This is a genomic window from Alkalicoccus saliphilus (genome assembly GCF_003044065.1).
GTDB classification, from domain to species: domain Bacteria; phylum Bacillota; class Bacilli; order Bacillales; family Salisediminibacteriaceae; genus Alkalicoccus; species Alkalicoccus saliphilus.
Genome location: NZ_PZJJ01000034.1, coordinates 1 through 25,959 on the forward strand (window position 1 = coordinate 1; position 25,959 = coordinate 25,959).

The 25,959-nt window shown below is 44.4% G+C and carries 22 protein-coding genes; 21 read left to right on the forward strand and 1 reads right to left on the reverse strand.

Going from position 1 to position 25,959, the window contains the following annotated elements; all coding sequences use genetic code 11:
* The first annotated feature begins 132 nt into the window (after positions 1–132).
* The 11 genes from C6Y45_RS14695 to nfsA all read left to right on the forward strand — a co-directional run bounded on the left by C6Y45_RS14695 (position 133) and on the right by nfsA (position 10,809).
* A complete protein-coding gene (locus tag C6Y45_RS14695) occupies positions 133–978 on the forward strand; it encodes a 3-hydroxyacyl-CoA dehydrogenase family protein (protein WP_107585991.1) in 846 nt (281 codons plus the stop codon).
* Positions 971–1,744: an enoyl-CoA hydratase/isomerase family protein gene (locus C6Y45_RS14700; RefSeq protein WP_107585992.1), complete on the forward strand. Its 774-nt coding sequence runs from the start codon at positions 971–973 to the stop codon at positions 1,742–1,744. The genes C6Y45_RS14695 and C6Y45_RS14700 overlap by 8 nt, the downstream gene beginning before the upstream one ends.
* Before the next feature lie 21 nt (positions 1,745–1,765).
* On the forward strand, positions 1,766–2,917 hold the full coding sequence (locus C6Y45_RS14705) for an acyl-CoA dehydrogenase family protein (RefSeq protein WP_107585993.1): 1,152 nt from the start codon (positions 1,766–1,768) through the stop codon (positions 2,915–2,917).
* A 14-nt stretch (positions 2,918–2,931) separates the two neighbouring features.
* Positions 2,932–4,125, forward strand: a complete 1,194-nt coding sequence (locus C6Y45_RS14710; protein WP_107585994.1) for a thiolase family protein — start codon at positions 2,932–2,934, stop codon at positions 4,123–4,125.
* Positions 4,126–4,142: 17 nt separating this feature from the next.
* Positions 4,143–5,471, forward strand: coding sequence for a hypothetical protein (locus C6Y45_RS14715; protein WP_107585995.1), 1,329 nt, complete (start codon positions 4,143–4,145; stop codon positions 5,469–5,471).
* A gap of 29 nt (positions 5,472–5,500) precedes the next feature.
* On the forward strand, positions 5,501–6,457 hold the full coding sequence (locus C6Y45_RS14720) for a hydroxyacid dehydrogenase (protein ID WP_245922673.1): 957 nt from the start codon (positions 5,501–5,503) through the stop codon (positions 6,455–6,457).
* Between the two features lie 23 nt (positions 6,458–6,480).
* Positions 6,481–6,900, forward strand: coding sequence for a PaaI family thioesterase (locus C6Y45_RS14725; RefSeq protein ID WP_107585996.1), 420 nt, complete (start codon positions 6,481–6,483; stop codon positions 6,898–6,900).
* Positions 6,897–7,865: an NAD(P)H-dependent flavin oxidoreductase gene (locus tag C6Y45_RS14730; RefSeq protein ID WP_107585997.1), complete on the forward strand. Its 969-nt coding sequence runs from the start codon at positions 6,897–6,899 to the stop codon at positions 7,863–7,865. Before C6Y45_RS14725 ends, C6Y45_RS14730 begins: the two co-directional genes overlap by 4 nt.
* A gap of 107 nt (positions 7,866–7,972) precedes the next feature.
* Entirely contained in the window at positions 7,973–8,731 is a 759-nt protein-coding gene (locus tag C6Y45_RS14735) for an SDR family oxidoreductase (RefSeq protein WP_107585998.1), read from the forward strand.
* 28 nt (positions 8,732–8,759) lie between these two features.
* On the forward strand, positions 8,760–9,914 hold the full coding sequence (locus C6Y45_RS14740) for an acyl-CoA dehydrogenase family protein (protein WP_107585999.1): 1,155 nt from the start codon (positions 8,760–8,762) through the stop codon (positions 9,912–9,914).
* Between the two features lie 148 nt (positions 9,915–10,062).
* A complete protein-coding gene (gene nfsA, locus C6Y45_RS14745) occupies positions 10,063–10,809 on the forward strand; it encodes an oxygen-insensitive NADPH nitroreductase (protein WP_107586000.1) in 747 nt (248 codons plus the stop codon).
* Positions 10,810–11,199: 390 nt separating this feature from the next.
* Here nfsA and C6Y45_RS14750 read toward each other — a convergent pair whose 3' ends face one another.
* Positions 11,200–12,300: a PrsW family intramembrane metalloprotease gene (locus C6Y45_RS14750; RefSeq protein WP_107586001.1), complete on the reverse strand. Its 1,101-nt coding sequence runs from the start codon at positions 12,298–12,300 to the stop codon at positions 11,200–11,202.
* Positions 12,301–12,456: 156 nt separating this feature from the next.
* On the opposite strand from C6Y45_RS14750, the gene C6Y45_RS14755 reads away from it, so the two are divergent.
* The 10 genes from C6Y45_RS14755 to C6Y45_RS14800 all read left to right on the forward strand — a co-directional run bounded on the left by C6Y45_RS14755 (position 12,457) and on the right by C6Y45_RS14800 (position 25,651).
* Positions 12,457–14,202, forward strand: coding sequence for a TcaA NTF2-like domain-containing protein (locus C6Y45_RS14755; protein WP_107586002.1), 1,746 nt, complete (start codon positions 12,457–12,459; stop codon positions 14,200–14,202).
* Positions 14,203–14,581: 379 nt separating this feature from the next.
* A complete protein-coding gene (locus C6Y45_RS14760) occupies positions 14,582–15,982 on the forward strand; it encodes an N-acetylmuramoyl-L-alanine amidase (protein WP_107586003.1) in 1,401 nt (466 codons plus the stop codon).
* A 968-nt stretch (positions 15,983–16,950) separates the two neighbouring features.
* Positions 16,951–17,562 (forward strand): hypothetical protein, encoded by a 612-nt coding sequence (locus C6Y45_RS14765; protein WP_160058430.1) that lies wholly within the window; start codon positions 16,951–16,953, stop codon positions 17,560–17,562.
* A 58-nt stretch (positions 17,563–17,620) separates the two neighbouring features.
* On the forward strand, positions 17,621–18,376 hold the full coding sequence (locus C6Y45_RS14770) for a P-loop NTPase family protein (protein WP_107586005.1): 756 nt from the start codon (positions 17,621–17,623) through the stop codon (positions 18,374–18,376).
* Positions 18,377–18,742: 366 nt separating this feature from the next.
* Positions 18,743–19,801 (forward strand): glycosyltransferase, encoded by a 1,059-nt coding sequence (locus C6Y45_RS14775; RefSeq protein ID WP_146159190.1) that lies wholly within the window; start codon positions 18,743–18,745, stop codon positions 19,799–19,801.
* A 24-nt stretch (positions 19,802–19,825) separates the two neighbouring features.
* Positions 19,826–21,328 (forward strand): lipopolysaccharide biosynthesis protein, encoded by a 1,503-nt coding sequence (locus C6Y45_RS14780; protein WP_107586007.1) that lies wholly within the window; start codon positions 19,826–19,828, stop codon positions 21,326–21,328.
* A 21-nt stretch (positions 21,329–21,349) separates the two neighbouring features.
* Positions 21,350–22,552, forward strand: coding sequence for an O-antigen ligase family protein (locus C6Y45_RS14785; protein ID WP_107586008.1), 1,203 nt, complete (start codon positions 21,350–21,352; stop codon positions 22,550–22,552).
* Entirely contained in the window at positions 22,549–23,661 is a 1,113-nt protein-coding gene (locus C6Y45_RS14790; protein WP_107586009.1) for a glycosyltransferase family 4 protein, read from the forward strand. Before C6Y45_RS14785 ends, C6Y45_RS14790 begins: the two co-directional genes overlap by 4 nt.
* A gap of 62 nt (positions 23,662–23,723) precedes the next feature.
* Positions 23,724–24,356 carry a ParB N-terminal domain-containing protein gene (locus tag C6Y45_RS14795; RefSeq protein WP_107586010.1) on the forward strand — a complete coding sequence of 211 codons (633 nt, stop codon included), beginning with the start codon at positions 23,724–23,726 and terminating at the stop codon, positions 24,354–24,356.
* Between the two features lie 128 nt (positions 24,357–24,484).
* Positions 24,485–25,651, forward strand: coding sequence for a nucleotide sugar dehydrogenase (locus C6Y45_RS14800; protein WP_107586011.1), 1,167 nt, complete (start codon positions 24,485–24,487; stop codon positions 25,649–25,651).
* The last annotated feature ends 308 nt before the right edge of the window (positions 25,652–25,959 follow it).

Consider the following 25,959-nt stretch of genomic DNA (forward strand, 5'->3'; position numbering starts at 1 on the left):
TCCCAAATGATCCTAAGACCATTATCTAGAAATATCTCGAGGTGTCCAAGAGGAAAGTATCCTTGAGAAGAAAGCAAGAGAAATTGATAAGTTCCAAAGGGACTTAAACATACTATACGAGGAGAGAATACTATGAAAAACATCGCAGTAATCGGATCAGGAGTGATGGGCAGAGGAATAGCTTATACTGCCTCCTTAAATGGGTTCAATGTGTCATTACATGACATTAACCCGGAAGCACTGGAAAAAGCAGAGTCTTATATTACTTCTCTTTTTCAAAAGAGCGTCGAGAAAGGTTTTATTCAGGAAGAGGAGAAAAAGATAGCTCTTGATAATCTGACGTATTCAACGGACCTAAAAAAAAGCGCAGCTGAAGCAGATTTAGCGGTGGAAGCGGTGCTTGAGCAGATGGAACTGAAAGTGAAAATATTTAAAGAACTGGACGAAGTTTGCCCTGCCCATACGATACTTGCTACGAACACCTCAACCATGAGTCCGACCGAAATTGGTGCCGCTACTTCGCGGCCGGAGAAAGTAATCGCGATGCATTTTTTCAACCCTGTTCATAAAATGAAGCTGATTGAAATTATCAAAGGACTGGACACTTCTACAGAAACGGTGGAAAAGGTCCAGAGAGTCGGCGAGCAGTTGAAAAAACAGACGGTGGAAGTGAATGAATTTCCAGGGTTTGTTACGAGCCGTATGAATTGCTTAATTGGCAACGAAGCAATGAATATTGTCATGGAAGGCGTAGCGTCTGCGGAAGATGTTGATAAGGCGATGAAACTTGGGCTGAATCATCCGATGGGACCGCTGGAACTGGCGGATCTTGTCGGACTGGACTCCCGGCTGCGAAATATGGAGTACTTGTATCAGACCCTTGGCGAAAAATACCGGCCGAGTCCAATTCTTTTGAAATACGTAAAAGCTGGAAAACTGGGCAGAAAATCAGGCGAAGGTTTTTACAGCTATGAGTAAAAACATTATTACAACGGTAGAAAACCGTGCAGCCTGGATAACAATCAACCGGCCGGAGCAAAGGAATGCCATTAATAAGGACGTTTTAAATGAGATCGACGAAGCGCTAGTAAAGTTTGAACAGGATGAAAATGTCCGCGTCATCATTTTTACCGGTGCAGGAGAAAAATCGTTTGCCGCCGGGGCCGACATTAAGCAGCTGTCTGAAAGAAAAATGCTGGAAGCTCTTATACCGGGGATGCAGAAAACATATAAAAACATCGAAAACTGCAGCAAAGCGACCATTGCAGCTATTAACGGATTTGCTTTGGGTGGCGGATTCGAACTGGCTTTGGCGTGTGACATTCGGATTGCTGCCAAGGAAGCAAAATTAGGTCTTCCTGAATTGAACCTGGCGATCGTCCCGGGGGCAGGAGGGACACAAAGGCTGTCGCGGATTGCTGGTAAAGGAAAAGCGTTGGAAATGATTCTGCTCGGTAAAATTATCGACGGAGAAGAAGCAGAGCGCTGCGATATTGTGTCAGCCTCTGTACCGAAAGAAGAGCTGATCGATGAAGCTTATAAAATGGCAGAGACGATTGCATCGAAAGGCCCGGTAGCGGTCCATCTTGCTAAAATAGCTGTTCACCGCGGAAGTGATGTCGATTTAGAAACGGCCCAGGTAATAGAAAAATTCGCACAGACTATTGCGTTTGGTACAGAAGACAAGCAGGAAGGCACTACAGCTTTTTTAGAAAAAAGAAAGCCTGACTTTCAGAATAAATAATTAAATTAAAGGAGATATTCTATGGATTTTAATCTGCCTGAAGATATAGAGATGCTGAGAGAAGGTGTCAGGAAATTTGTTAAAGATGAAGTGGAAGCGGCAGCGATGGAAATTGAAGAAAACGATGAAATTCCTGAACGAATTAAAAAAATGACGAGAGAGATGGGACTTTTCGGACTGAGTATCCCGGAAGAGTACGGCGGCCTCGGACTGGATATGGTCGGAAAGTGTGCTATCTATGAAGAACTTGGTAAGACGCACAACGGCTATACTACGCTCGTAGGAGCACATACAGGTATAGGAACTGTCGGTATCGTGGAGCTCGGGACAGAAGAGCAGAAGCAGAAATATCTCCCTAAAATGGCGACAGGAGAATGGATCGGGGCGTTTGCTCTGACGGAACCGACAGCCGGATCCAACGCCGCCAATTTAAAAACACGTGCTGAAAAAAAAGACGGGAAATATATTATTAACGGGTCCAAGCATTATATTACTAATGGCCTGGACGGTCACGTGTTCACCGTGATGGCAATGACCGACCCTGAAAAAGGAGCAAAAGGAATTACTTCTTTTATTGTGGAAAAAGATTTCCCAGGCTTTAAAGTTGGTGCCACTGAAAAGAAAATGGGGCTGAAAGGTTCTCACTCCGTTGAGTTGTTTTTTGAAGATATGGAAGTTCCGGAAGAAAACGTCCTCGGGGAAGTAGGGCAGGGTTACATTAACGCCTTGAAAATTCTCGCTAACGGAAGGGCCGGCCTGGCTGCCAGAAATCTCGGCTCCTGCGAAAAATTATTAGAACACTGTATGGAATATGCTTTTGAGCGGGTGCAGTTTGAAAAGACAATATTTGAACAGCAGGTGATTCAGCACAAGCTGGCTGATATATCGATGGAAATAGAAGCACTGCGGTCGTTGACTTACCGTGTTGCATGGATGACGGATCAGGGGCAGAAAGTAATCCGGGAAGCTGCGAGCGCCAAGCTTTACGGGTCAGAGGTATATAATCGTATCGCCAATCAGGCTGTGCAGATCCACGGCGGGATAGGTTATATGGCAGAGTATCCGATTGAACGCTACTACCGGGATGCCCGTATTACGACGATTTATGAAGGAACATCTGAAATTCAAAGAAATATTATTGCGAATGAATTGAAGAAAGAAATGAAACGTTAAGGGAGGATATAAACATGAATCAACCGGTAATTATCGACAGCGTAAGGACAGCTGTAGGAAAAATGGGCGGGGCCTTACAGAATGAACTTGTGGATCATCTCGGAAGTAAAGTGATTCAAGAACTGGTGACACGCACAGGGATAGAACAAACGAGTATTGATGAAGTGATTTTAGGACAGGCGAAGCAGAGTGCCGATTCTTCCAACCTGGCAAGGCTGGCTCTTCTCCGGGCGGGGCTGCCTGTAGAAGTACCGGGATATACTGTGCATCGGCAGTGCGGATCAGGACTACAGGCTGTAAATAATGCAGACATGCAGATTAGAACAGGTCTTTCTCAAGTCGTCATCGCGGGCGGGGCGGAAAGCATGAGCACCGCACCTTATTATTTAAGAGATGCCCGTTTTGGCATTAAAGCAGGCAACAGCCTGATCCTCGATCCGAACACCGAAAGTCAGCCGAATTCCCAGCCGTTTGAGGAATACGGGAATTTAACAATGGGACTGACAGCCGAAAATCTTGCAGAACAATATAATATTTCGCGCGAGGAGCAGGATGAATTTGCTTTAGAGAGCCAGGAAAAAGCAAAAAAAGCGATAGAAAACGGCTGGTTTGAAAAAGAAATTGTTCCTTACGAAGTAAAGGGACGAAAAACTTCCACCATCTTTTCGCAGGATGAACATCCGCGGTTAACCCCCCTGGAAAAACTCAGTACATTAAAGCCTGTTTTTAAGAAGGGCGGATCTGTAACGGCGGCAAGCTCCAGCGGCAGAAACGATGCGGCTTCTGCGCTTTTAATAACGGACGAAAAGTTTGCAGAAGAAAACGGATTAAAACCTAAAGCCCGGATAATTGGATATGCGGCTTCCGGCGTTTCTCCGGAAATTATGGGGATAGGTCCGGTGGAGTCGACAAACAAGGCGTTAAAGCAGGCGGGGCTGCAGCTGGAGGATATAGATCTTATCGAGCTGAATGAAGCCTTTGCTGCCCAGACACTGGCTGTCGTAAAGGAACTCGGAATCGACAGAAGTAAATTAAATGTAAACGGTGGCGCGATTGCTCTGGGACACCCGATCGGAGCAACCGGAGCTGTATTAATGACAAAAATTCTTCATGAAATGGAACGCCGTCAGGCCAGGTATGGATTGGTCACTTTATGTATTGGCGGGGGGCAGGGTATTTCCACGATCGTTGAAAACAGCCAAATTTAGAGAAAGGAAGAGGGTAAATGAATAGATTAACGATTGTCATCATCATGCTTCTGGCAATTATTTTCCTCTTCTATTCATTTATTACTCTTCCTTATATTGTGGAAGTCATGGGGGTTTTAACCCTCCTGTTATATCTTCTCCTCGTCTTTCGTACAAAATGGTTAACGCTGATTATCAGCTTTTTGATGGTTGGAAGTGGTTTTTACTTAAGTCTCCCGGACGATTCCTTAAGGGAATGGAGCATAAGTTTTACATCGAATCTGCCGTTAATTTTATTAATATTGACGGTACCGGTTTTATCCATTCCTCTTCAAATCGGGAAATACGATATTTTTATAAAAGATTTAATAAAAACGTACGGGCGGAACCCAAAAAAATTATACTTTACCATTTCCCTTACTTTTTTCTTTTTGGGACCAATTCTTAATCTGGCCGTTATAAAAATTGTCGACAGTTTATTGCAGCGGGTAAATCTACCGGTCGCTTTTTTAGGCAAAGCTTACTCCCGCGGCTTTACAGCGACGATTGCCTGGTCGCCTTTTTATGCAGCGCTTTTACTTGTTCTGCTGACGCTTGATATGTCCTTAATGGAATATCTTCCCTATGGTATATTTCTCGGCATCCTGCATTTAATCACTGCCAACCTCGTATTTATGAAAGAAAGTAAAAACATCGATTTAAACTTTGACGCTGGAAAGAATGTCAGAATCAGACCTTTACTGGAACTGTGTACTGTTTTCTTAACGTTCTTTTTAACAATATATTTTCTCGGCAGCTTATTTGCCATCGAGATGATTCCTGTCATTATACTTTCTGTCGTTATTACAGCAATTATTTGGAGTATATATATTGGGCAGACAGGGGAGTTTTTTAAAGAGACAAAGTACTACGGAGGCGTCCGGATATTCGGCAGCGCAAACGAAGTGATTTTATTTTTGTCCGCGGGCTTTTTTGGAGCAATGGCAGCACAGACAACTGTCGGTGATTCGATCAATATTCTTGCTCTGCAGATTAGCGACTGGTCTATCTTGTTATTTATTATTTTTTTAATCAGTACAACCACTGTTCTGGCTTTTTTCGGCATTCACCAAATAGTAACGATAACGATTTTTGCCACGAGTATAGCAGCGGAAGAAGCCGGGATCAGTACAGTGATATTTGCTCTTATTTTAATGAGTGCATGGGCGATAGCTACTTTATTTTCTCCCATTACACCAGTAAATGTTATTATCACCAACATTTTAAGAGTGAATATTTTTAAGGTTATTCTGCACTGGAACGGTAAATTCGTTCTCTTACTGATCTTTATTTATTCGTTAATAATATATGGATTTTATCTTTATTAAATACCAGTTTTTCTTAAGGAGAGGATCTATTGAGAATTCTTCAAGTATTACCTATGTATCACCCTGTAGGAGAAAAGTATCTGCAGCAGCATGCGGAAGTCATAAAAACTGATAATTACGACCCTGCTCATTTGAAAAAATTAATCAAGGATGTCGACGGCGTGCTTGTCAGAGCCCCGGCCAGATTAACGGAGGAAATTTTAGAAAGTGCGGAACAGGTGAAAGCTGTTTCCGGTGCCGGTGTGGGGCTGGATAATATCGACGTGGAATTTGCTTCAAAGAAAGGAATTAAAGTACTGCACGCACCGAAAGTAAATACAGTTGCTACGGCGGAGCATGCGGTGACGTTAATATTATCGGTGGCGAAAAAAATCACTTATTTTCATGGAGAGATGAAAATAGGAAACTTTGATTCAAGAAATGACCACTACACGCAGGAAGTATACGGAAAACAACTCGGTTTAGTCGGGTGGGGGGACATTGCTCAGCAGGTGGCACACATTTGTTCCTACGGGCTTAATATGAAGATTTGTGCTTATGTCAGGTCGGTCAACAAAGAAAAAGTGGAGGCAGCAGCTAAATATAACGTAGAGCTGACAACAGACCTGAATAATCTGCTGGAAACGTCCGACTATGTATCCGTCCACCTGCCTCATACGAAGGAAACAGAAGCGTTAATCAACAAAGAGAAACTGGAACGAATGAAAAAAACAAGTTATCTCGTCAATACTGGCAGAGGCGGAGTAGTGGATGAAAAAGCGCTGTATTCTGCCTTAAAAGAAAATAAAATTGCCGGCGCCGCAGTAGATGTGTTCAGAAAAGAGCCCCCCGGAGATAACCACCCATTTTATTCTCTGAACAATATTCTTATGACACCCCATGTAGGAGGCATTTCCGAAGAAGCAGCGAAGTCGTCCTCTGAATTAGTAGCTAAAAATTTAGTTGGAGCAATTAATGGAAAGGAAGTCCCAAACAGTGCAAATTAATATGGAGTAAATGAGGTGAAGGAATGAAGCTGTCCAAAGAACTGCAGGAAGTGCAGGAAAAGTTTTCGGAAAGTCCTTTTTGGCAGACGATGGGGTTTGAATTGGATCATCTGGAAGAAGGAAAAAGCATTTTGAAAATGCCGGTAAGTAAAGGATTAGAAAATGTTTTAGGAACCTTGCACGGGGGAGCGTATGCCGGCCTTCTTGATACGGCAATGGGCATCACAGGGCGAAGTGTAGAGAAGCAGCCATTGGTCACGATAGATATGACGATTCATTATTTCCGGGCTGTTTCTGAAGGAGCTGTTTATGCTGAAGGAAAGGTATTGTCCCGCTCGTCCTCCTTAATTACCCTGGAAGCAAAAGCGTACGACGAGTCAAATAATATGGTGGCTCACAGTGTAGGTGGTTTTAAAATATCCAGGAAAGCCTCCCAGCGATGATTACGACGAAAATTACCGAGCTGTTTCAAATTAAGTATCCCATCATCCAGGGCGGTTTGCAGGGTCTTGGGAAAAGTCCGTTAGTATCAGCGGTCTCAGAAGCAGGGGGCCTCGGCCTGATCACCGCCGGCAGTTATGAAAACAAGAAAGAAATGATGGAAGATATAGAACGTGTTAAAAACGCTACAACTGCTCCATTTGGAGTGAACATAGCGATCGGTATCCGGCGGCCGATGGATGATTTTGTTAAAGGAGCGATAGAAGCAGAGGTTCCAATCGTCTTCACATCAGGGGCTAATCCAGAACCATACATGGAACAGCTTTTAAACGCCGGCATTAAAGTTGTTCATGTTTCTCCATCATTAAAGTTTGCTAAAAAAGCCGAAAAATTGGGCTGTGAAGCGGTAGTTATTTTAGGTTATGAAGGAGGCGGACATCCCGGATCCGGCGACAATACAAGTCTCTCCCTTATTCCAAGAGCAGTCGAGGAACTACAAATTCCCGTGATCGGTGCAGGCGGATTTTCAAATGGGAAGGGACTGTTAGCAGCGCTGGCGTTAGGGGCAGAAGCTGTCCAGATGGGAACAAGGTTTGCTGTAACGAAAGAAAGTCCGCTGCACGAAAAAGTTAAAGAAAGATTTGTTTCATCGAACGAAGAAGATACGGTACTTGTTAAAACTTCCATTAAGAAACCAATGCGGGTATTGAAATCAGAAAATTCACTCAAACTTTTTGAGCTGGAAGCTAATAATAAACCTACGGTAGAAGAACTGCTGCCTTATATTAACGGCGAATCCTACAAAAAGCTCGTAGAAAAGGGAGAAATTAATACCGGAATCATCTCTGCCGGCCAGGGAGTAGGCCTTATTGACAATATCCCATCCGTTGAAGCCTTGTTTCAGGAAATAATCTCTGATTATCAGGAAAGATTAAATCAACTGCCCCATATTTCTGAAAATGAATAATAAAAGCTTTTATTTAACGTTTCAAAATTCCCTTGTGAAAAGTGGATGGGAATAATCTTCGAGGCCGATGAGGAAGCCATTTTAAAAGAGAATGGAGGGAGAGTAGTATGAGCAGCGAGAAAAAAACTGTCGTCGTTACGGGAGGAGCAAAAGGTATTGGTAAAGCGATTGGAAAAAAATTCGTGGAGCAAAATAACCGGGTGTACCTTCTCGATAATAATGAAAAGGAGCTGAAGCATACACAGAGCGAATTTCAAAGAGCAGGGCTTCCTGCAGAGATTTTCACCGTAGACGTAACCGATACAAACGAAGTGAAAAAAGTCTTTGAGCAGATTTTCGATCAATCTGGAAGCCTGGATGTGCTGATAAATAACGCTGGAATAATTAGAGATAATCTGTTTTTTAAAATGCAGGAAGAAGATTGGGATGCAGTGATAAAAGTTCATTTAAAAGGAGCGTACAATTGCTGTCACGCTGCACAGGAATACATGGTTTCTCAAAAATGGGGGCGGATCATCAATATTTCGTCGGCTTCCGCCTTAGGAAATAGAGGTCAGGCAAACTATGCCACGGCCAAAGCAGGAATTCAGGGATTAACAAAGACGCTGGCGATAGAACTCGGGAAATTTAATATAACGGTCAATGCCGTAGCACCAGGGTTTATTGAATCGGATATGACGAGAGAAGCGGCGAAAAATCTTGGGATCTCTTTTGAGGAATTAATTGCTGATAAAGCTGCCGCCATTCCAGTTAGACGGGCAGGTAAACCGGAGGATATAGCGGAAGTGAGCTGGTTTTTCAGCACGGAAGCTGCCTCATTTGTCAGTGGCCAGATCTTATATGCAGCTGGAGGACCGAAAGCATAAAAAAGAAAAACAAAGGAGTAGATATACTATGGATTTTAATTCCAATCCGGAAATTGAGGAATTTCGCAAAGAAGTGCGGAAATTTGTGCAGGAAGAAGTAGAAGGCGCTGCGATGCAGATCGAAAAAGAAGATAAAATACCAGATTATATTTATAAAAGATCTCAGGAATTAGGTTTATTTGGATTAAATATCCCGAAAGAATACGGTGGTCATGGGCTTAATATGGTTGACAAGTGTACCATCTATGAAGAACTGGGTCAGACTCATAATGGGTTTACAACGCTTATTGCTGCCCATACAGGCATTGGAACCTCGGGAATTGTCGAACTGGGAAACGAACAGCAGAAGAAAAAATATCTTCCTAAAATGGCCAGTGGAGAATGGATAGGAGCTTTCTGTTTAACGGAACCGGAAGCAGGGTCCAATGCGACTAATTTAAAAACAACCGCACAAAAGAAAGGTGATAAATACATCATCAATGGGATGAAACACTATATTACAAACGGTCCCATTGCAGGGGTTTACACTGTCATGGCGGTTACAGATCCCGAAAAAGGAGCTAAAGGCATTTCTTCCTTTATAGTAGAAAGGGACACGCCGGGATTCCGTGTTGGAAATATTGATGACAAAATGGGAATGAGAGGGACATACACTTCAGAACTGATTTTTGACAATGTCGAAGTGCCGGAAGAAAATTTGCTCGGGGAAGAAAATCAAGGGTACGTAAACGCATTGAAGGTTCTTTCGACAGGCCGGGCAGGACTTGCTGCGAGGAACCTTGGTTCTTCAGTAAAATTATTGGACCACTGTCTCGATTACGTATTTACTAGAGAGCAGTTTGGAAAACCCCTGTTTGATCAGCAGGTCATTCAGCATAAACTGGCTGATATGACGGTAGAAATCGAGGCTTTAAGAGCATTGACATACCGCACCGCGTGGCAGGCGGATCAAGGAAAAAAAGTTATTAAAGAGGCTTCTGTCGTGAAGCTGTACGGTTCTGAAGTGTATGGAAGAATTGCAGATACAGCTGTTCAGATTTTTGGAGGAAAAGGCTATATGAAAGAGTACCCTATCGAACGTTACTACCGGGACGCCCGCATTGCAAGAATTTATGAAGGGACATCTGAGATTCAGCGTAATATCATCGCTGCCCAGCTGAAAAAAGAAAGATTCGAGAAGTAATTAATTAAAAATACCATATACAATAGGGAACAAAAAGTTATAGTGAAATATGGCTGTAAATAAAAATCCGGAACTATTCGCTTTATAGCTGGCGGATAAATAAGATGAAAACTGAAGATCAGGCTGCCAATGAAAAGGACGTGTTTTAATGAACGAAACTATTGAAATACTTCTTAACCATCGTTCCATCCGAAAATTTAAAGAAAAACCGCTGAAAGACGAACAAATTTTCCAACTTGTTGAAGCAGCCCAGATGGCTTCAACCTCGAGTTATATTCAGGCATACTCAATTATTGGAATAAAAGACCCGGAAAAGAAAGCAAAGCTGGCAAAAATAGCTGGTGATCAGTCATATGTTGCAAACAACGGGCACTTTTTTGTGTTTTGTGCAGATTTTCATCGTCATGAAGCAGCCGGGGAACTGGAGGGCGTGGATGTCTCGGAAGCAATTGAATCCATGGAAAAGTTGGTAGTCGGTATTACTGATGCTTCGATTGCTGCCCAAAACTGCGCTGTAGCAGCTGAATCTATGGGACTGGGCATCTGTTATATAGGAGGCCTGCGCAACGATATTCAGGCGACAGCTGATCTTCTCGAATTGCCCGAGCATGTTTTCCCCTTGTTTGGAATGTGCGTAGGGTACCCCGAAGCTGCACCTTCCATTAAGCCAAGACTTCCTAAAGAAGGTGTTTACTTTGAAGACAGCTACCCATCAGATGATAAACACTTTGAACAACTGAATAAGTATAATGATACGACTACTGCTTATTACGAGTCACGAACCGGAGGGAAAAGAAAAGACCGGTGGACCGCCCAGGTGAGTGGAATGCTCTCATCAATTAAACGGTCACATATGAAAGGTTTTCTTCATAAAAAAGGTTTTGGAAGAAATTAAACAGACTATTCCAGCCGGTGGTTATTGTGCGGGAGGCTTGAGCCACTGATAGGTGTGGTCGTTTGTTCAGGTTCGATTTTGTTTGCTTAACTTAAAAGGAATTCGTCAACTTAAAGTTGATGGTGCCAGATATTAATATCTCTATCAGCGGTTTAAGTGCAAGTGTTTAAAATATTATGATTGGAGCTTTCCCATAAATCGACATCGTCGATGGGAAAGCTTTTTGTATTAGCGAACGAATCTATGAAAGTAATAAAGACACTGAATCTTATAAGGGGTAAGACGGAAAAATAAAGTGTTTATAGGTCGCCTGGCTAGATAGCCCTGGCCACAGACTATGGAAATAACGTCTCTCAATTGAATTTATCCCTTTGTTGAATCGAAGTATCTCTATTCCACTGTACGCGAATTCGAAATCTGCTTTAATCCGGCGTTCATCAGCGAAAAGATAAACAGCCAGGCGATAAAGATCAGGCCGAGATAAAGGAACAGATTCTCCTGCTCGATGAAAAAGGGACTGTTCCAGGCGGCGTGTAAAACAATCGGGACAGCAAAGAGCTTTAAAAACCGTACATCTTTTAGGTGATCAAAAGACAGCTCGGCCTGTTTTTTGACGTACACAAGCGCACCGGCGGCAATCGCGGCCCAGGTGACGTGGCTTCCTAACGACATCCAGGCGCGGTCGACGATGTTGGCAAGCATCGCTTCGTCTCCGAAAAGAGCCCCCTGGTGAAAGGCGTAGCCTGCCGATTCAAACGCAGCGAATCCTGCGCCGATCGCCGCCCCGATCAGCAGGCCGTTAAGTATATATTTTACTTGGAGCTGTTTAATGAAATAAATAGCAATCAGGAGCTTACCGACTTCTTCGATGATCCCTACCGTAATCGCTCCCTGCACGTTCAGTTCGTACACCGGCACCATGGAGAAAATAAACAGCGTCGCGGCAATCGAAGCGACCCCGCCGACAAAAAACATTTTGACGACTTCAAAAATGCTGATATTTCGCGGGGCGTTCGTTTCCCAGAAAAAGATCAGTAAAGAAAACGGCACGGCGAACGAGCCCATCACGAGGAGGCCCGGGATGACCAGCGTGCTTTCAAAAGCTGTTGCGGTAATGTAGAGGAGAACGTATACCGAAGCAAGCGCCAGAAAAATTCTTGAAAATAACCACGGCTTCGGCCACGACGTCTGAATGTCCCTTTCATCCGGTGTCGTAACAGCCGTTCCGGAAATAAACAGTAAATCGGCTTCTTCTTTCGTATGTTTTTCAAAGACGGAAGAAAAAACGTCTTTCAGTTTTAAATCGAGCGTGCCTTTTTCCCCGACCATGCCGTTCACGTGCGCAGAAGCCTGCTGCACAATTCCTTTCACGACAGGGACGGATTCCTGCTCGCCTACAGCCGCTCTCTGCATGGAAGCGCCGCACGCGGCACAAAACAGATCCGTATCCAGTCCCTCTGCCCCGCATTTCCCACAATATTGATGGCTCATGATGCACCCCTCTTTCTTTTATATTCATTATGCAGAACAAGTACGATGGACACAACAACAATTTACTAAATTTAGTATAAGAAAGAAAAATATACAATTTACCAATATATTTGTGTATGATAAAAGTAACAAAATGAAAATAATGAGGTGCTTTTAATGGGTTATTGTACGAAATGTGGGACGGAATTGGATTCGGCAAGCGGAAAATGTCTTCAGTGCCCGCAGCGTCATGACACGGAATCTTCTGGTGGAACGCCTTCGAAACATCGCAATAAGTTGTTTTATTCCGTTGGCGGGCTCGTACTTATAGGTGCAGCGGCCCATTTTATGCTCGATAACTATACCTCATCCGACCGAATGATTGAAAACTTCCAGGCGGCTGTGGCTGAAGGAAATGTCCAGGAAGTGAAACGGTATGTAGCCGTAAAAGGAAATGATACAAACGTAAGTACAGAATACATCGAAGGGTTGATCGCTTACTTAAATGAAGATTCTTATATCCGCAGCGATTTCAGCGACTTCATTCAGGATCATCTGCAGTTTTTTGAAAGTACGAGTGCGGCAGGCGTACCGGGGTATTATGAACCGCCGGTGAATCTTCAGTTTCTGTCGCTGGAAAACAGCGGTAAGCAGTTTCTTCTGTATGATTCGTTCGCTTTTTATGTGGAAGAATACCCGCTGCTTGTTTCCAGTAATTACGAAGACGTGGCTTTCCAGGTGGACGGGGAAGAAGTGGAAGCGACGCAGCAGAGAGACGGGACGTACTGGCTCGGGGATTTTCCTGCCGGCAGTTATGACGTTACCGGTACGCTCGACTTCGACCACGGGGAAGCTTCCCTGAATAATGACATGGCACTGCTGTCGGACAATGACCAGTTCACGATGGATTTTCATATGGAATATTTCCACTTAACGAGCGGTGTCGACAATCTGGAGCTTTATTATAACGGGGAGAATACCGGGGAGGAAGTTTCTAAAAACGGCTTGGAGTTTGGACCGGTGCTTCTCGACAGCAGTGATGAACTCCACGTGGAGGGGGAAGCTCCTTTTGGGTCTGTATTTTCCGAACCGGCGGAAGTCGGGGGAGACACTTACTTTACGTTTCACGTAAAAGCAGAGGAAGAAGCAGTAGAAGACGCCTTGAAAAATTTGAAGACGGAAGTGGAGGGTTACGGGGACGACAGTTATCATTCCGGGTACGACCTGTTAGGTTCTGTCGAAGTCTACCCGGAAACCCAGTGGCTCTACGAAGAAAACGGCAGCTGGTATTTAATGCTCGATGTGGACGAAATACGGCACGATTATTATAATGAAACGTTTGAAATGCACGAAGAAACGTTCCCGAGGAATTACACGTTTACTTATAATGAAGGAAAAAGTGAATGGGAATTGCACTCGATAGAAAATTATTACTTTACGGATAACGTAAGCGGAGACGGCAGGACGATAGAAATCAAAAGCCCGGAGACACTGCAGAAAGAAGTGGCGGAAATTCAGAAAGACATAGAGGAAGGATTTCTGAATGAAAACCTGCACTATTTCTTTGAAGAATTTCTTGAGGAAAATGTGTACGCAGTTAATACCGGGGACACGTATTACTTAGAGAGCCTGATTCATCCGGAGGCCGGGGAGTATAAAAAAGAAGCGTTTGATTATATGGACAGTCTGCGCGAAAGAAATATTACGCAGTCGATTGATGATATTGATATCCGCAGCTTTGAACAGGAGGACGACGGCACAATCATCGTAAACACAGCGGAAACCTACAGCATCTACTACGATTACGATTCCGCCAAAATCAAATCCTTCGATTCGCAGTATGAAGTCAGAGATACGAGCACCGGGTTGAAACTCGTCAAGCTCGTGGAAACGACGGAAACATCCAGTGAGGACATTTATTAAGGATAGGTAAGATAACGCCGCCGCGGGACGAGGTGCTGCGGCGGCGTTGTTAAATTTGGAGAAACCAAAACAGAACGCTTCCCTGCTGGCGATTTTCTCGTCGTTTGATAGGATAGGAAAACGACTTTAATACCCGATTTCAAAAGAAGTTACACACCAAAGTGGAATTTACATATTTTTTCATAATTTTGGAATGAGGACTTTTCTTTCCTTTCATTCACTATAAATAACGCTCTGTGCAGGCGTTGTTTCGTCAGCCGGAGCTGTTTGCCTGCTTATACCAGATGTCAATTGTGCAAATAGTCCCATAATAAATGAAAAGTTTGTATGGTACAGTATCACAAGCAAATTGTTTACTTACATAGAAGGAGTGGAAGGAATGATTGGAAACCGACTGTTGGTTAGTGTACTCATTGTAGTTATGCTGGTGACATCACTGGCTGCCCCTGTTTCTGCGGGAAGTTCTTTTCCTGACGTAGACTCGGAAGAAGTAGAAAAACTGTATGAAGACGGCATTGTAACACCGTATGACGACGGGAGATTCCGTCCGGATCATCACGTGACGCGCGCAGAAGGAGCGGTGATGCTGACGAGGGCGCTTGGGTTCTCTACAGATAACACGTGGACGTCGTTCCCGGATGTGGATAGAGATTTCTATGCGGCCGGCCACATTCACGCGGTCGTGGACCGGGGGATCATTACCGGTTACCAGGACGGCACGTATAAACCGGGAAGCCCTTTTCTCCGGGGAGAAGCAGCGGCGGCTCTCTCAAGACACTTTCGTTTTCAAGGGAATGACTACATAAAATTTGACGATATTGAAGATCATCATTTTTATTCCCACATATTAAGCCTGACGGGAAGCGGCATTATCGATAATCAGGTCGGTAACATTTACCGTCCGGACTATTCGATCACCCGCCTTGATTTTGCGAAAATGCTGGCGCGTTCCCTTTATCCGGAATTCCGGGTAGACGGAGAAGCTTCAGAACCGGAAGAAGAAGTGGAAGAGCCTGAGGTCGACGCGATCGGCTACGGGGAAGTCGTCAACAACGCGACGCTGAACGTCCGTCCGGATGCTTCCACAAGCCAGTCACCGATCGGCTCGCTGAACAGGGGTGACGAAGTGGAAGTACTCGACCGCACCGGTAACTGGGCGGAAATCCGCACAGCGGAATATGAAGGATTTGTTTCCCAGAGCTACTTGATGGTCGATTACTACGACTATGAGAGTTCACTTTACGGAAAAACAATCGCTGTTGACCCGGGACACGGCGGACGCGATCCGGGAGCGATTGCGAACGGGCTTCAGGAAAAAGAAGTCGTACTGGACGTCGGTCTCCGACTTGAGGAGGAACTCCGTAAAGCCGGGGCGAACGTGATTATGACGAGACGCTCCGATTGGTATCCGTCGCTCAGTGACCGGGTATCGCGAGCGAACAGTGTCGGTGCCGACATCTTCGTCAGCATCCATACAAACGCTGCCGGCGTCGAGCAGGCCAGCGGATCAGAAACGTTCTACAACAGAAATAACAGCGCGGGAGCAAGTGCCAACCTCGCCGGCGAACTGCAGGACAAAGTTATCGAAAACCTCGACACTGTTGACCGCGGTATTAAAGAAGGCAACTTCTACGTCGTGCGGGAAACAAACATGCCGAGTGCGCTCGCAGAGCTTGCGTTTAAAACAAACGATCAGGAAGCAGAATACATGAAAACGGACGAATTCCGCGAAAAATCTGCGGAAGCACTGTTTGAAGGCATTGATGCTTATTTTCGGTAAATGTAGAAAAAGCAGCTTAAACTAAAGAAACTTTCTATGTAATCCCTCTAAAGTAAATATCTTTAGAGGGATTTCAGGTTGTTTCTAAGGTGTTTTTTATTCATACGTAGACGATTTTCTGTTTTCGCCTCCACAGGCCGCTTTCCGGGCGGGCCGGCTTCAGCTAATTTCTTCCTCCCAATGCTCGGAAGAAATGGATCTTCAGCTCGTCCTCTATCGCCCAGGAGCATGCTGCAGCTCCAGCAGAAAAATAAAAAGAAGTTTCCTCTTCTAAAAAATGTGTTGATTCCGCCCTTTCTTTCATTAAGGAGATGCTTTTTCCTCCGGAACGTCCGGCGGGGACGCCGGTGGGATTGAGCGAAGTCGGAAGATCCTACACGGCCGAAGGGCTGGAAAATAGCTGACGACGAGCCCCACGGCAAGCTTCCGCTGGGGAGTGCAGGAGAAAGCTATACGCTGGAATCATTATTCTGCAGTCAAGACTTAATCAACACTCTGCAATCCCTCTAAAGTAAATATCTTTGGAGGGATTTTTAATTATATAAAAGCTTCATATTGAAAAATAATGTTATTTATTGAATATTTCTGGAATTAGATTGACTTGTTCGTTATTATGAATTAACATGGTGTAAACGATCACATGATAGATGGAAAGTAGTTTAATTCCTGGGGTCGAGCTATTTTTAATATGATCATTGTATTTTTTTTGCAAATTTGGTTCTTTATTAAGAACCTGGTTCCAAGTTATGAGTAATGATTTTATATTCAAAACGGAAGAGGGGGGTTCGATGCGTATAAAAGAATACAGGCTCAGCGTTAAACAGTTCCTTAGAAAACCATATTTAATCATTAAATCTCATTGGTTAAAGTATAGATTTAAAATCTTAAGTGGCTTAGCTGCTGATCATAGGAAGAAAGTAAGCTATCTTCACTGGCTGCAAAGTGATCTGGAAAATAAAGATATACTTGTGAAAACGGAGAAAATCGAAGGCTATGTAGGTATGAGGGAACACCAGGATTATGAAAAGCATTTTGTTCTGCAGGGGGATTGGGATAAAAATCAAGTGCCGATCAAAACGTATAAATATGAGCACCCGCAGACCAGCTACAGATATCAATCGATGGAAAATATGTTTCTTCATCAGCAACCAGCAGAGGAAACAGAAGAATACCGACATCATCTGGAACGAATGAATAAACATGGAGAGAGCCGAGGGGGAATGTCGTCTCCTGAAGATATTGATAAATATTTTAACCAGCTGCATGTATTATATGAAAGTATCCGGTCCAGTGGAGTTCTTTCACAGCAGCAGCTGGGAGAAACAGCAGATGCTGGAATAGGCTGTGTTCTTGATAAAGACGGCAAGCTTTTGAAATCCCACGATGGGCACCACCGCTACATTCTTGCAGAAATAGCCGGTGTGGACGTGATCCCGGTAACAATCCAGGCAGTTTCTGAAAACTGGGTGGATAAAAATATAGACGTATCAAACGGAGAATCCATTGTAAAACAGATAAACAGAAAGTTTGGAGAGCTTTCCAGCGGTCAGCACGGAGAAAGTGGAAGTGCACATAATTGATAAATGAACGGAGGGGCGCAGATTGGATTAACAATAGGCATAAAAGGGGCTGGAAAAGATGCTGAGAAGGATCGAGTTTATGGGGGTGCCGGGGTCTGGTAAAACAACGCTGTGCAACGCAGTACATGAGGAGTTACGAAAAACGCAGGAAGCAGATCTTTTTTTTGATCTTTATAAAAAAGCTTTGAAAAAGAAATTAAAAAAGCAGCGAAAAATTGAATATTTAAGGTTTTTATCTATTAAACCGTTAAAAGGTGATTACATTCCTTCTTATTTATTCAGTGAAGAAATTTCCAAGTACATTATTCATAACAGCAGAGTGTACAGCCATGTATTACAGTCTATTTTAAACAATCCCCATCCGAAGCGACGGGAAAATATTTTGAAATATTTTTTGACCGATATCTACAGATGGAGATTAATTAGAAAAAACAGCACCAGCGATCAGCTTGTAATAATGGATGAAGGGTTTGCCCATAGAGCACTAAACATCTATATGTATGTGGAAAGAAATAATATTAGTGTCGATTTAAAAAGATTTTTTTCGACTATTGAGTTACCGGAAGCGGTCGTGAATATAAAGAGCGGCACAGAAGAAACGATTGAACGAATGAATAACCGCAGCCATGGACTGCCAACGAGCTTTCGGTTGTATACGGACGATGAATTAAGAAACAACATTAACTTGATGGATGAATTCACATCAGAACTTTTATCGTTTTTCAAAGAGGAAGGGGTGAAAGTGATTGAACTGGAAAACAAAGATTTAAAGAGCGCAAAAAAGAACATCATTCACCAGCTGAATATAAGCTGAGTGTGAACATTAGTGAGTTCATTTTGTTCGTTATACAGCATTCGGGCATATGCGCTGTTTCTTACACTGCCTGTTCAGAAAGGGGGTGGTATTTTTTTCGATCGTTTACAGAGCTTATGATGATGCACGGGGAATTGGTAATTTTTTATATATCCTAAAGAAAGTTTATACAAAAGACATGTTCGTTTTAATGGAAATTATAACAGGAGAGAAAGGGAAATATTTGTTTTCCGTCGAATACAATATTTATGGAAAAAATATCTATTTTATGTGTTCGAATGTGAAGCGTGGCCTGCAGCATGAGGAGAGAGCTCGTTTGTGGAAGAAAAGCTTAAAAAATATCTTAATACGGAAGGGGGGGAGCAGGTGAAAGGAAATAAACTCGTTTTTATTCTCGGTGCCATGGGGCAGGGAGGGTCTGAGAGAGTCACGGCTAACCTGGCGAATCACTTTGCATCCGAAGGGCGCGAGGTCGACGTTATCATGCTGCTGAATAATTTAGTGGAATATAATCTGCACGAAAATATCCGTGTCATTGATTTTACGTTTCCGGAAAAACCCTACATCCGACGAGTGCCGTTATGGATTAAGCACCTCAGGAAGTATCACCGGGAAAATCAGCCGGATAGAATCATTTCTTTTTCGGCAAAAATCAATGTAATTGTGCTTTTCGCTCTTTTCTTTCAGAGAAATAAGATTATTGTTTCAGAAAGAAACGACCCGAAAAGAGATGGAAGAGGACCGGCTGTCAGGCTGCTGACGCATCTATTGTACCCGTTCAGCCGGCGGGTCGTCTTTCAGACAGAGTGGGCGCAGTCCTGCTTTTACCGGCCCGTCCGCAGAAAAAGCGTCATTATTAATAATCCTGTCCAGGAAATATCGATGGATCTTCCCGCGAAAAAGAAAAAAATTGTGAACATCGGGAAGCTCTGGAAGCAGAAAAACCAGGAGCTGCTTATCCGGGCATTCGCCGAAGTGGAGAAGTATTTTCCGGAATACGTGCTGGAAATATACGGAGAAGGAAAGGAGAGGCCGCACCTGGAAGCTCTTATCCGCTCGCTGAATCTTGAACAGAAAGTGTTTTTGAAGGGGTGGGTGCAGGGCGTGCATAAAGAGCTGGCGGAAGCGGAACTGTTTGTCCTTTCCTCGGATTATGAAGGGTTTTCCAATGCGCTTCTGGAAAGCATGATGCTCGGCATTCCTGTTGTTTCTTCCAGTTGTGCGGGGTCTGCAGAACTGATTGAACATAAAAAGAACGGAAGACTTTTCCGTGTGGGGGATGAAAAAGAGCTGACCGAACAGCTGATGGAGGCTCTGGGTGATCCAGAACAAATGGAAGCCATGGCCGGGCAGGCGAAAAAAGATGTAAAAAAGTTCAGCGTGCCTGAAACGATCAATAAATGGGAAGAAGCTGCAGGAAATTAAAAATGAGAAAACTTGGAGAATGATATGGCTGATAAAGGGCTGACAAATCGTACAATAGACGGGTTTTTGTGGGTGCTGTCGGGAACAGGATTCAAAACTATTTCCCAGCTTCTGTTTTTAGTGGTAATGGCCAGGCTGCTTACCCCTCAGGAGTTTGGGCTGGTAGCAAGCGTGGGGCTGATCATTGCCTTTGCGGATATGTTTATGAAAGCGGGTATTGTTCCTTCTTTAATCAACCTGCCGCGTATTCATGACAATCATTTGTATACGGCATTTACCGTTTCTCTTCTGCTCGGCACTTCTATTTACACAGCTGTTTACTTTCTCACTCCGTGGATCGGCATGCTGCTGGATGCAGGGGAAGGGTTTACCGAAGCAGCCCGAACCGTTTCGATCGTCTTTATCGTCATGAGCTTTTCGAAAGTGTCGGATGCCCTGCTGCAGAGAGAATTAAAGTTCAAGCAGACGACCTATATCCAGGCTGTATCGTATGTGGTCGGTTTTATGCTTGTTGGTATTACGCTCGGCTTTCTCGGGTTTGGTTTCTGGTCGATTATCATTGCAGAAATTACGAAAAGCGCCTTGAAATCCGTGCTGACCATTATCGTCCGTCCTCATAAGGTGAAGCTGAAGATTCACTATAACTCTTTTAAAGATATTTTTTATTTTGGCAGTGGTTTCACACTCGGCAAATTTATCGATTATTTTGCGGATAACGGCGATAAAATGATCATCGCCCGTCTTCTCGGAGAAAGTGCTCTTGGGTATTATACGAGGGCCTACCAGCTGATGTCCGTTCCGGTAACCATCATCAACCAGATTTTTGAGAAGGTGCTTTTTCCTGTCATGTCAAGACTGCAGGGGAAGCCGCAGAAGCTGAGTGATGCCTTTATTAAAAGTCTTTCTTTTATCTTTTTGATTTCGCTTCCCGGGAGTCTGCTGATTTATTTAACAGCACCGGAGCTTATCCGCGCGGTTCTTGGCCCCGGATGGGAAAATACGATAGTGATCCTGCAGATTCTGGCTGTTGGAATGGTTTTCCGCTCAGGATACAAAGTCTGTGAATCGCTCGCTAATGCAAAGGGGGCTGTATACCAGAAAGCTGCCAGACAAGGGGTGTTTGCTGTTCTCGTTTTTGTACTGGGAGGAAGCGGTGCTGTATTCGGACTGCCAGGCATTGCCACCGGGATTCTACTGGCGTTTGTAATAAATTTTCTGATGATGATGCGGCTCAGTATGAAGTTAATCCCTATAAAGAAAGCAGAGGTGCTCGGCTCTTTAAGACCAGCTTTATATTTAACAGCGGCTGCGGCAGTTCCGCTTTATTATCTCGTATATTTTATGAGGGATATCAACATGCATTATATGTGGATTCTCCTTCTGACGGCATCTGCTTTTCTGACGATAACTGCTGTCTTCATTAAACTGAATGCTGACTTTTTTATTGGATGGAATGGACAGTGGGCACTCGAAAAAATCACTCGGAAATTCAAGGTGTATCGTTTTTATGAATGGATGGTGAAATAGCCTGAGGGAGGAGGTTTCACGTTGAGTTTTGTTTTTCTGGTTATTGTCACGGTGTTGTTTATCTGGAGTCCGGTGATTGTGCTGATTGCTATCTCCCTTAATGGAATGAATATTTTCGGGGAAATTCTGCAGATCGTCGGAATTGGCGAAGGTGGGTACTTTCTTATTTGGGTAGCGGCTTTGTATATGGCCATTGCCGCATTTATTGCAGGTGTGTTTCTGAAGAAATCGCTTATCAATAAAGCAAAGTTTCAGAAGGGCATCATCGCCATGCTCCCATGGCTTCTTTTCACAGCTTACATGTGGGGAAGGCTCCTGTGGGGAGGGACGGAACTGAGCTTTGGAGAATACGGGGTATTTAAAACCTTCTTGTTTACTGCTTACTCCTTCTCCACCATCGTTATTCTGCTGATTTATTATGCATTCAAAGGAAGCAGGGAAGTCATAGGACAGATAGAAATTCCGCTGTTCATTTTCGGATTAATTCAGGCCCTGATGATCATTTATGAAGGGATGCAGATCGCGGCAGTGCGGGTAACTGTCATGGATACGAATCCGCTCGGTCTTGCAAGAAACATGGGGCTGGGAATGATTGCGGCGGTCGGAATTATCAATATAAAGTGGCTCAGAATTTTATGTATAGCTGTTTTTATTACAGGTATCATCATGACAGGATCCAGAGGTCCTCTCGTAGCAGCGGCAATTGTTTTATTCGTGTACTTTTTTTCCGGGCAGCTGAAAAGCCGGCAGTGGCGGTTTTTAATGCCCATATCGGTGGTGCTGCTGATCCCGCTGCTGTACTTCCTCTTTGATTACTTTTTGGCAGAATTTTTTGCGAGAGGGAGTACCAGTTTCGCGGAACATGGCAATGTAACGGGAAGAATGTATTTGTATGAAACAGCTTTAAATGCATTCGGCGCGAATCCGATTTTCGGGATTGGAGTCGGGCAGTACGCGGAGGTGGCCCTGCATGACTACCCGCACAATTTAATACTGGAACTGCTGGCAGAAATGGGGATTGTCGGTCTGCTCCTTTTCATTATAGCTTTGCAGCCTTTGACTACTCTCAGCTTCAAAAATCATTATTCGATGTATGTTTTGTTTGCTCTAATATCCCTCATGTTCAGTACAGACCTCGCCAACGCTCAGATACTTGTTGTTCCGAGCGTGCTTGCCCTGATAATGATGGATAAGCTGGGAAATGAGAAAGGAGACACCTCATGAAAATTTACTATGTGTCGGCTTCAAAGGTTCCTTCCCGTGATGCCAACAGCGTGCAGGTGATGAAAATGTGCCAGGCTTTAGCCAGGCAGAGTCATGAAGTTACGCTTTTTGCCAGAAACAATCGGGAGGAGGGAGTTTCCTATGAATACGACTACTATTCCGTAGAGAAAATATTTACTCTTCATAAAATCGATTGGCCGCAGATGCGCTTTGTCGGCGGGTGGGTGTACGGTTCCAAAGTAAAGAAAGCTGCGGGAAGGGATCTGCCGGATTTATTTTATGGCCGGGACAAATACAGTTTGTACCATATCCGTTCTCTTGGGGTACCCTTCGCATATGAATCGCATGTTCTTCCTGGAAATAAAATACACCGGTATCTGGAGGGGAGGATGTTTTCCAGTCCCAATTTCGTAAAGCTGATCGTTACAGCACAAGCGCTGAAAAGGGAATATCTGCAGATTTACCCCGATCTGGAAGAATCAAAAGTACAGGTTGTACACAACGGAGCCGACAAACGTCCCTTGGAAGAAAAGGCTTCTGCAGGAGAGAACGACGGAGAAAAGCTGAAAATCGGCTATGTCGGACATTTGTATAAAGGAAAGGGTATGGAAATTATCCATAAGCTGGCGGAGCGTCTGGACAGCGGCTATGAATTCCACATTGTCGGAGGCAGAGAAGAAGATATTCAATACTGGAAAGACCAGACCCGGGATTTGAATATTATCTATCATGGTTTTGTCAGCCAGGGAGAGCTTCCCGGGTATTATAAAAAGTTTGATGTGATGCTTGCTCCTTATCAGGACCAGCGAATCAAAACGAAGCACGGAACAATCGACAAATGGCCTTCTCCATTGAAAGTTATTGAGTATATGTCCTATGGCAGGGCGATTGTTTCCTCTGATCTTCCGATGACAAGAGAAGTACTCGTCCACCGGAAGAACAGCCTTCTCTGTTCTCCGGAAAAGATCGATGACTGGGTGGAAAGTATACGTTTGTTAAGAGAGGAGCCTACTCTCCGCAGACGTCTGGCAGCACAGGCAATGCAGGAGTTTCAGGAGCTTTACTCATGGGAAAGCAGGGCAGCCATTGTTCTGGATCATGTGCAGTAAGCAGTTTTACTGACCACCCGCTGAATGAAAGGGTGGATAAAGAGTAAAAGGAGAGAACGGACATGAGTTCTTTGAAAAGGGCCGCAGCAAAAGGGAAATCACTGATGAATCTGCTGCGATGGACAGGCAGGCAGGTATCGGGAAGGCTTTCCGGGGAAAAACAAATGCCTTTTCCTCAGGCTGTGGTGTGGCTTTCACCCTGGGAATTAACAAAAGAAGTCCATGGAGAAGTAATTGAGCGGCTCAAACGCCAAAACAGACTCGGCGTTATTCTGGGTGGAACGTGGGACCGGGAAACGTTTGAGCTGAATACAATGGATTATTTTTCTGCTTTTTACGACCACTATGTAAAAGATCTCCCATGGAAAGAAACGGATTTTTATAAAAGGGTAGTCCGTCAAATTACCGGCGGGGAAAGAAAATTCGGATGCAGTTCGATCGAAGCCTGGAACATTCGGCTGGAAGAAGATGATAAGCTGCTGGAAACTATCCGCCGTGAAGGATATAAAAGCCAAAAAAATCTCGGGACTTTAAGGCCGTGGGACGAGATCAGAATAGCAGTAAGCAGTGCCGGAGAATACTTATTTGTAGACGGCCGACACCGGCTGGCGGCAGCCAGGCATCTGTCTATCGAGCTGATCCCCTGTGCCATTATACTGGCTCATCAAGACTGGTATCAAAAAAAGACAGAATAAATGCTTTGTAACTCGAGCATTAAAGTAGTTCGCTGAAAAAGGCGGAATAAAACGGACAATCACTGCCTGTATTTCTTTTACTGAAAGTGATATAGTCGAGATAATATGGTAAAAGAAAGGACGAGATGATGAAAATTACGATTGCAGGAACAGGCTATGTCGGCCTGTCGAATGCGGTGCTCCTCGCCCAGCATAACGACGTGACGGCGCTTGATATTGATCAGGAAAAAGTCGATCTGATCAATAAAGGGATGTCCCCGATTGTTGATCCGGAGCTGGAGGAATACCTGGCTGTAAAGAAGCTGCATTTAACCGCAACGACTGATGTAGAGAAAGCTTACGGAGAAGCGGACTACGTCGTGATATCGACCCCGACAAATTATGATCCAAAAACAAATTACTTTGATACAAGCTCTGTAGAAGCGGTGATCCAGCAGGTGCTGGATGTGAATCCGGAAGCGGTGATGATTATTAAATCAACGATTCCCGTCGGATATACGGAAGAATTAAAGGAAAAATTCGGAACGGAAAACATTCTCTTTTCCCCGGAATTTCTGCGGGAAGGAAAAGCGCTGCACGACAACCTTTATCCGTCACGCATTATCGTCGGAGAGCAGTCGGAGCGGGCGCGCGTTTTTGCGGAGCTGCTTCAGCAGGGAGCGCTCAAGGAAAACATTGATGTACTGTTTACAAATGCCTCGGAAGCGGAAGCGATCAAGCTGTTTGCGAATACATACCTCGCTATGCGCGTCGCTTTCTTTAACGAGCTTGACTCCTATGCAGAAGTGCGCGGACTCGATGCCAAGCAGATTATAGAGGGCATCGGCCTCGATCCACGGATCGGCAGCCACTACAATAACCCGTCGTTCGGCTACGGCGGCTACTGTCTCCCGAAAGACACGAAGCAGCTGCTGGCGAACTACGAAGACGTACCGAACAATATTATCGGAGCGATTGTCGAAGCGAACCGTACGAGGAAAGATCACGTGGCGGAGATGATCCTGAAACGCAAGCCCGACGTCGTCGGCATTTACCGTCTGACGATGAAGCAGGACTCCGACAACTTCCGCCAGTCTGCCATCCAGGGCGTCATGAAACGTATCAAAGCGAAAGGTGTGGACGTCGTGGTATACGAGCCGGCGCTGAAAGACGAAGAGTTTTACGGTTCCAAAGTATTGCACAACCTCGACGAGTTTAAAGAGCTGTCGCACGTCATCGTCGCCAACCGTCTGTCAGAAGACTTGAAGGACGTGGCACAAAAAGTCTACACGAGAGACTTGTTCCAGGCGGATTGATAAGCGGTGGATATGTGTCATAAGCACAGTAGGAAAAGGTTCAGGACAATTAGTCCTGAGCTTTTTTTGGTCGAGGAATAATTTCAGAGGTATCCAGAGGAAGGGAGGGCTGCCGATTCTACCAACTTATCGGGGAATTCTACCAAACTTCTTCGGAATAGTTCCAACCCTGCCTGGAATTTGAAGTTAGTATAAAAAGTAGACACATCAAAGTGATAGAATACAGCTAACGAAAGCAACCGGAGGAGGACGAGTGGATGGAGAAGGAGAAGAAACATTACGACAAGGTGTTCCGGAAATATGTCGCG

Coding starts and splice junctions, on each gene's coding strand:
- C6Y45_RS14695 (WP_107585991.1), top strand. CDS start 133: ATGAAAAACATCGCAGTAATCGGATCAGGAGTGATGGGCAGAGGAATA.
- C6Y45_RS14700 (WP_107585992.1), top strand. CDS start 971: ATGAGTAAAAACATTATTACAACGGTAGAAAACCGTGCAGCCTGGATA.
- C6Y45_RS14705 (WP_107585993.1), top strand. CDS start 1,766: ATGGATTTTAATCTGCCTGAAGATATAGAGATGCTGAGAGAAGGTGTC.
- C6Y45_RS14710 (WP_107585994.1), top strand. CDS start 2,932: ATGAATCAACCGGTAATTATCGACAGCGTAAGGACAGCTGTAGGAAAA.
- C6Y45_RS14715 (WP_107585995.1), top strand. CDS start 4,143: ATGAATAGATTAACGATTGTCATCATCATGCTTCTGGCAATTATTTTC.
- C6Y45_RS14725 (WP_107585996.1), top strand. CDS start 6,481: ATGAAGCTGTCCAAAGAACTGCAGGAAGTGCAGGAAAAGTTTTCGGAA.
- C6Y45_RS14730 (WP_107585997.1), top strand. CDS start 6,897: ATGATTACGACGAAAATTACCGAGCTGTTTCAAATTAAGTATCCCATC.
- C6Y45_RS14735 (WP_107585998.1), top strand. CDS start 7,973: ATGAGCAGCGAGAAAAAAACTGTCGTCGTTACGGGAGGAGCAAAAGGT.
- C6Y45_RS14740 (WP_107585999.1), top strand. CDS start 8,760: ATGGATTTTAATTCCAATCCGGAAATTGAGGAATTTCGCAAAGAAGTG.
- nfsA (WP_107586000.1), top strand. CDS start 10,063: ATGAACGAAACTATTGAAATACTTCTTAACCATCGTTCCATCCGAAAA.
- C6Y45_RS14750 (WP_107586001.1), bottom strand. CDS start 12,300: ATGAGCCATCAATATTGTGGGAAATGCGGGGCAGAGGGACTGGATACG.
- C6Y45_RS14755 (WP_107586002.1), top strand. CDS start 12,457: ATGGGTTATTGTACGAAATGTGGGACGGAATTGGATTCGGCAAGCGGA.
- C6Y45_RS14760 (WP_107586003.1), top strand. CDS start 14,582: ATGATTGGAAACCGACTGTTGGTTAGTGTACTCATTGTAGTTATGCTG.
- C6Y45_RS14770 (WP_107586005.1), top strand. CDS start 17,621: ATGCTGAGAAGGATCGAGTTTATGGGGGTGCCGGGGTCTGGTAAAACA.
- C6Y45_RS14780 (WP_107586007.1), top strand. CDS start 19,826: ATGGCTGATAAAGGGCTGACAAATCGTACAATAGACGGGTTTTTGTGG.
- C6Y45_RS14790 (WP_107586009.1), top strand. CDS start 22,549: ATGAAAATTTACTATGTGTCGGCTTCAAAGGTTCCTTCCCGTGATGCC.
- C6Y45_RS14795 (WP_107586010.1), top strand. CDS start 23,724: ATGAGTTCTTTGAAAAGGGCCGCAGCAAAAGGGAAATCACTGATGAAT.
- C6Y45_RS14800 (WP_107586011.1), top strand. CDS start 24,485: ATGAAAATTACGATTGCAGGAACAGGCTATGTCGGCCTGTCGAATGCG.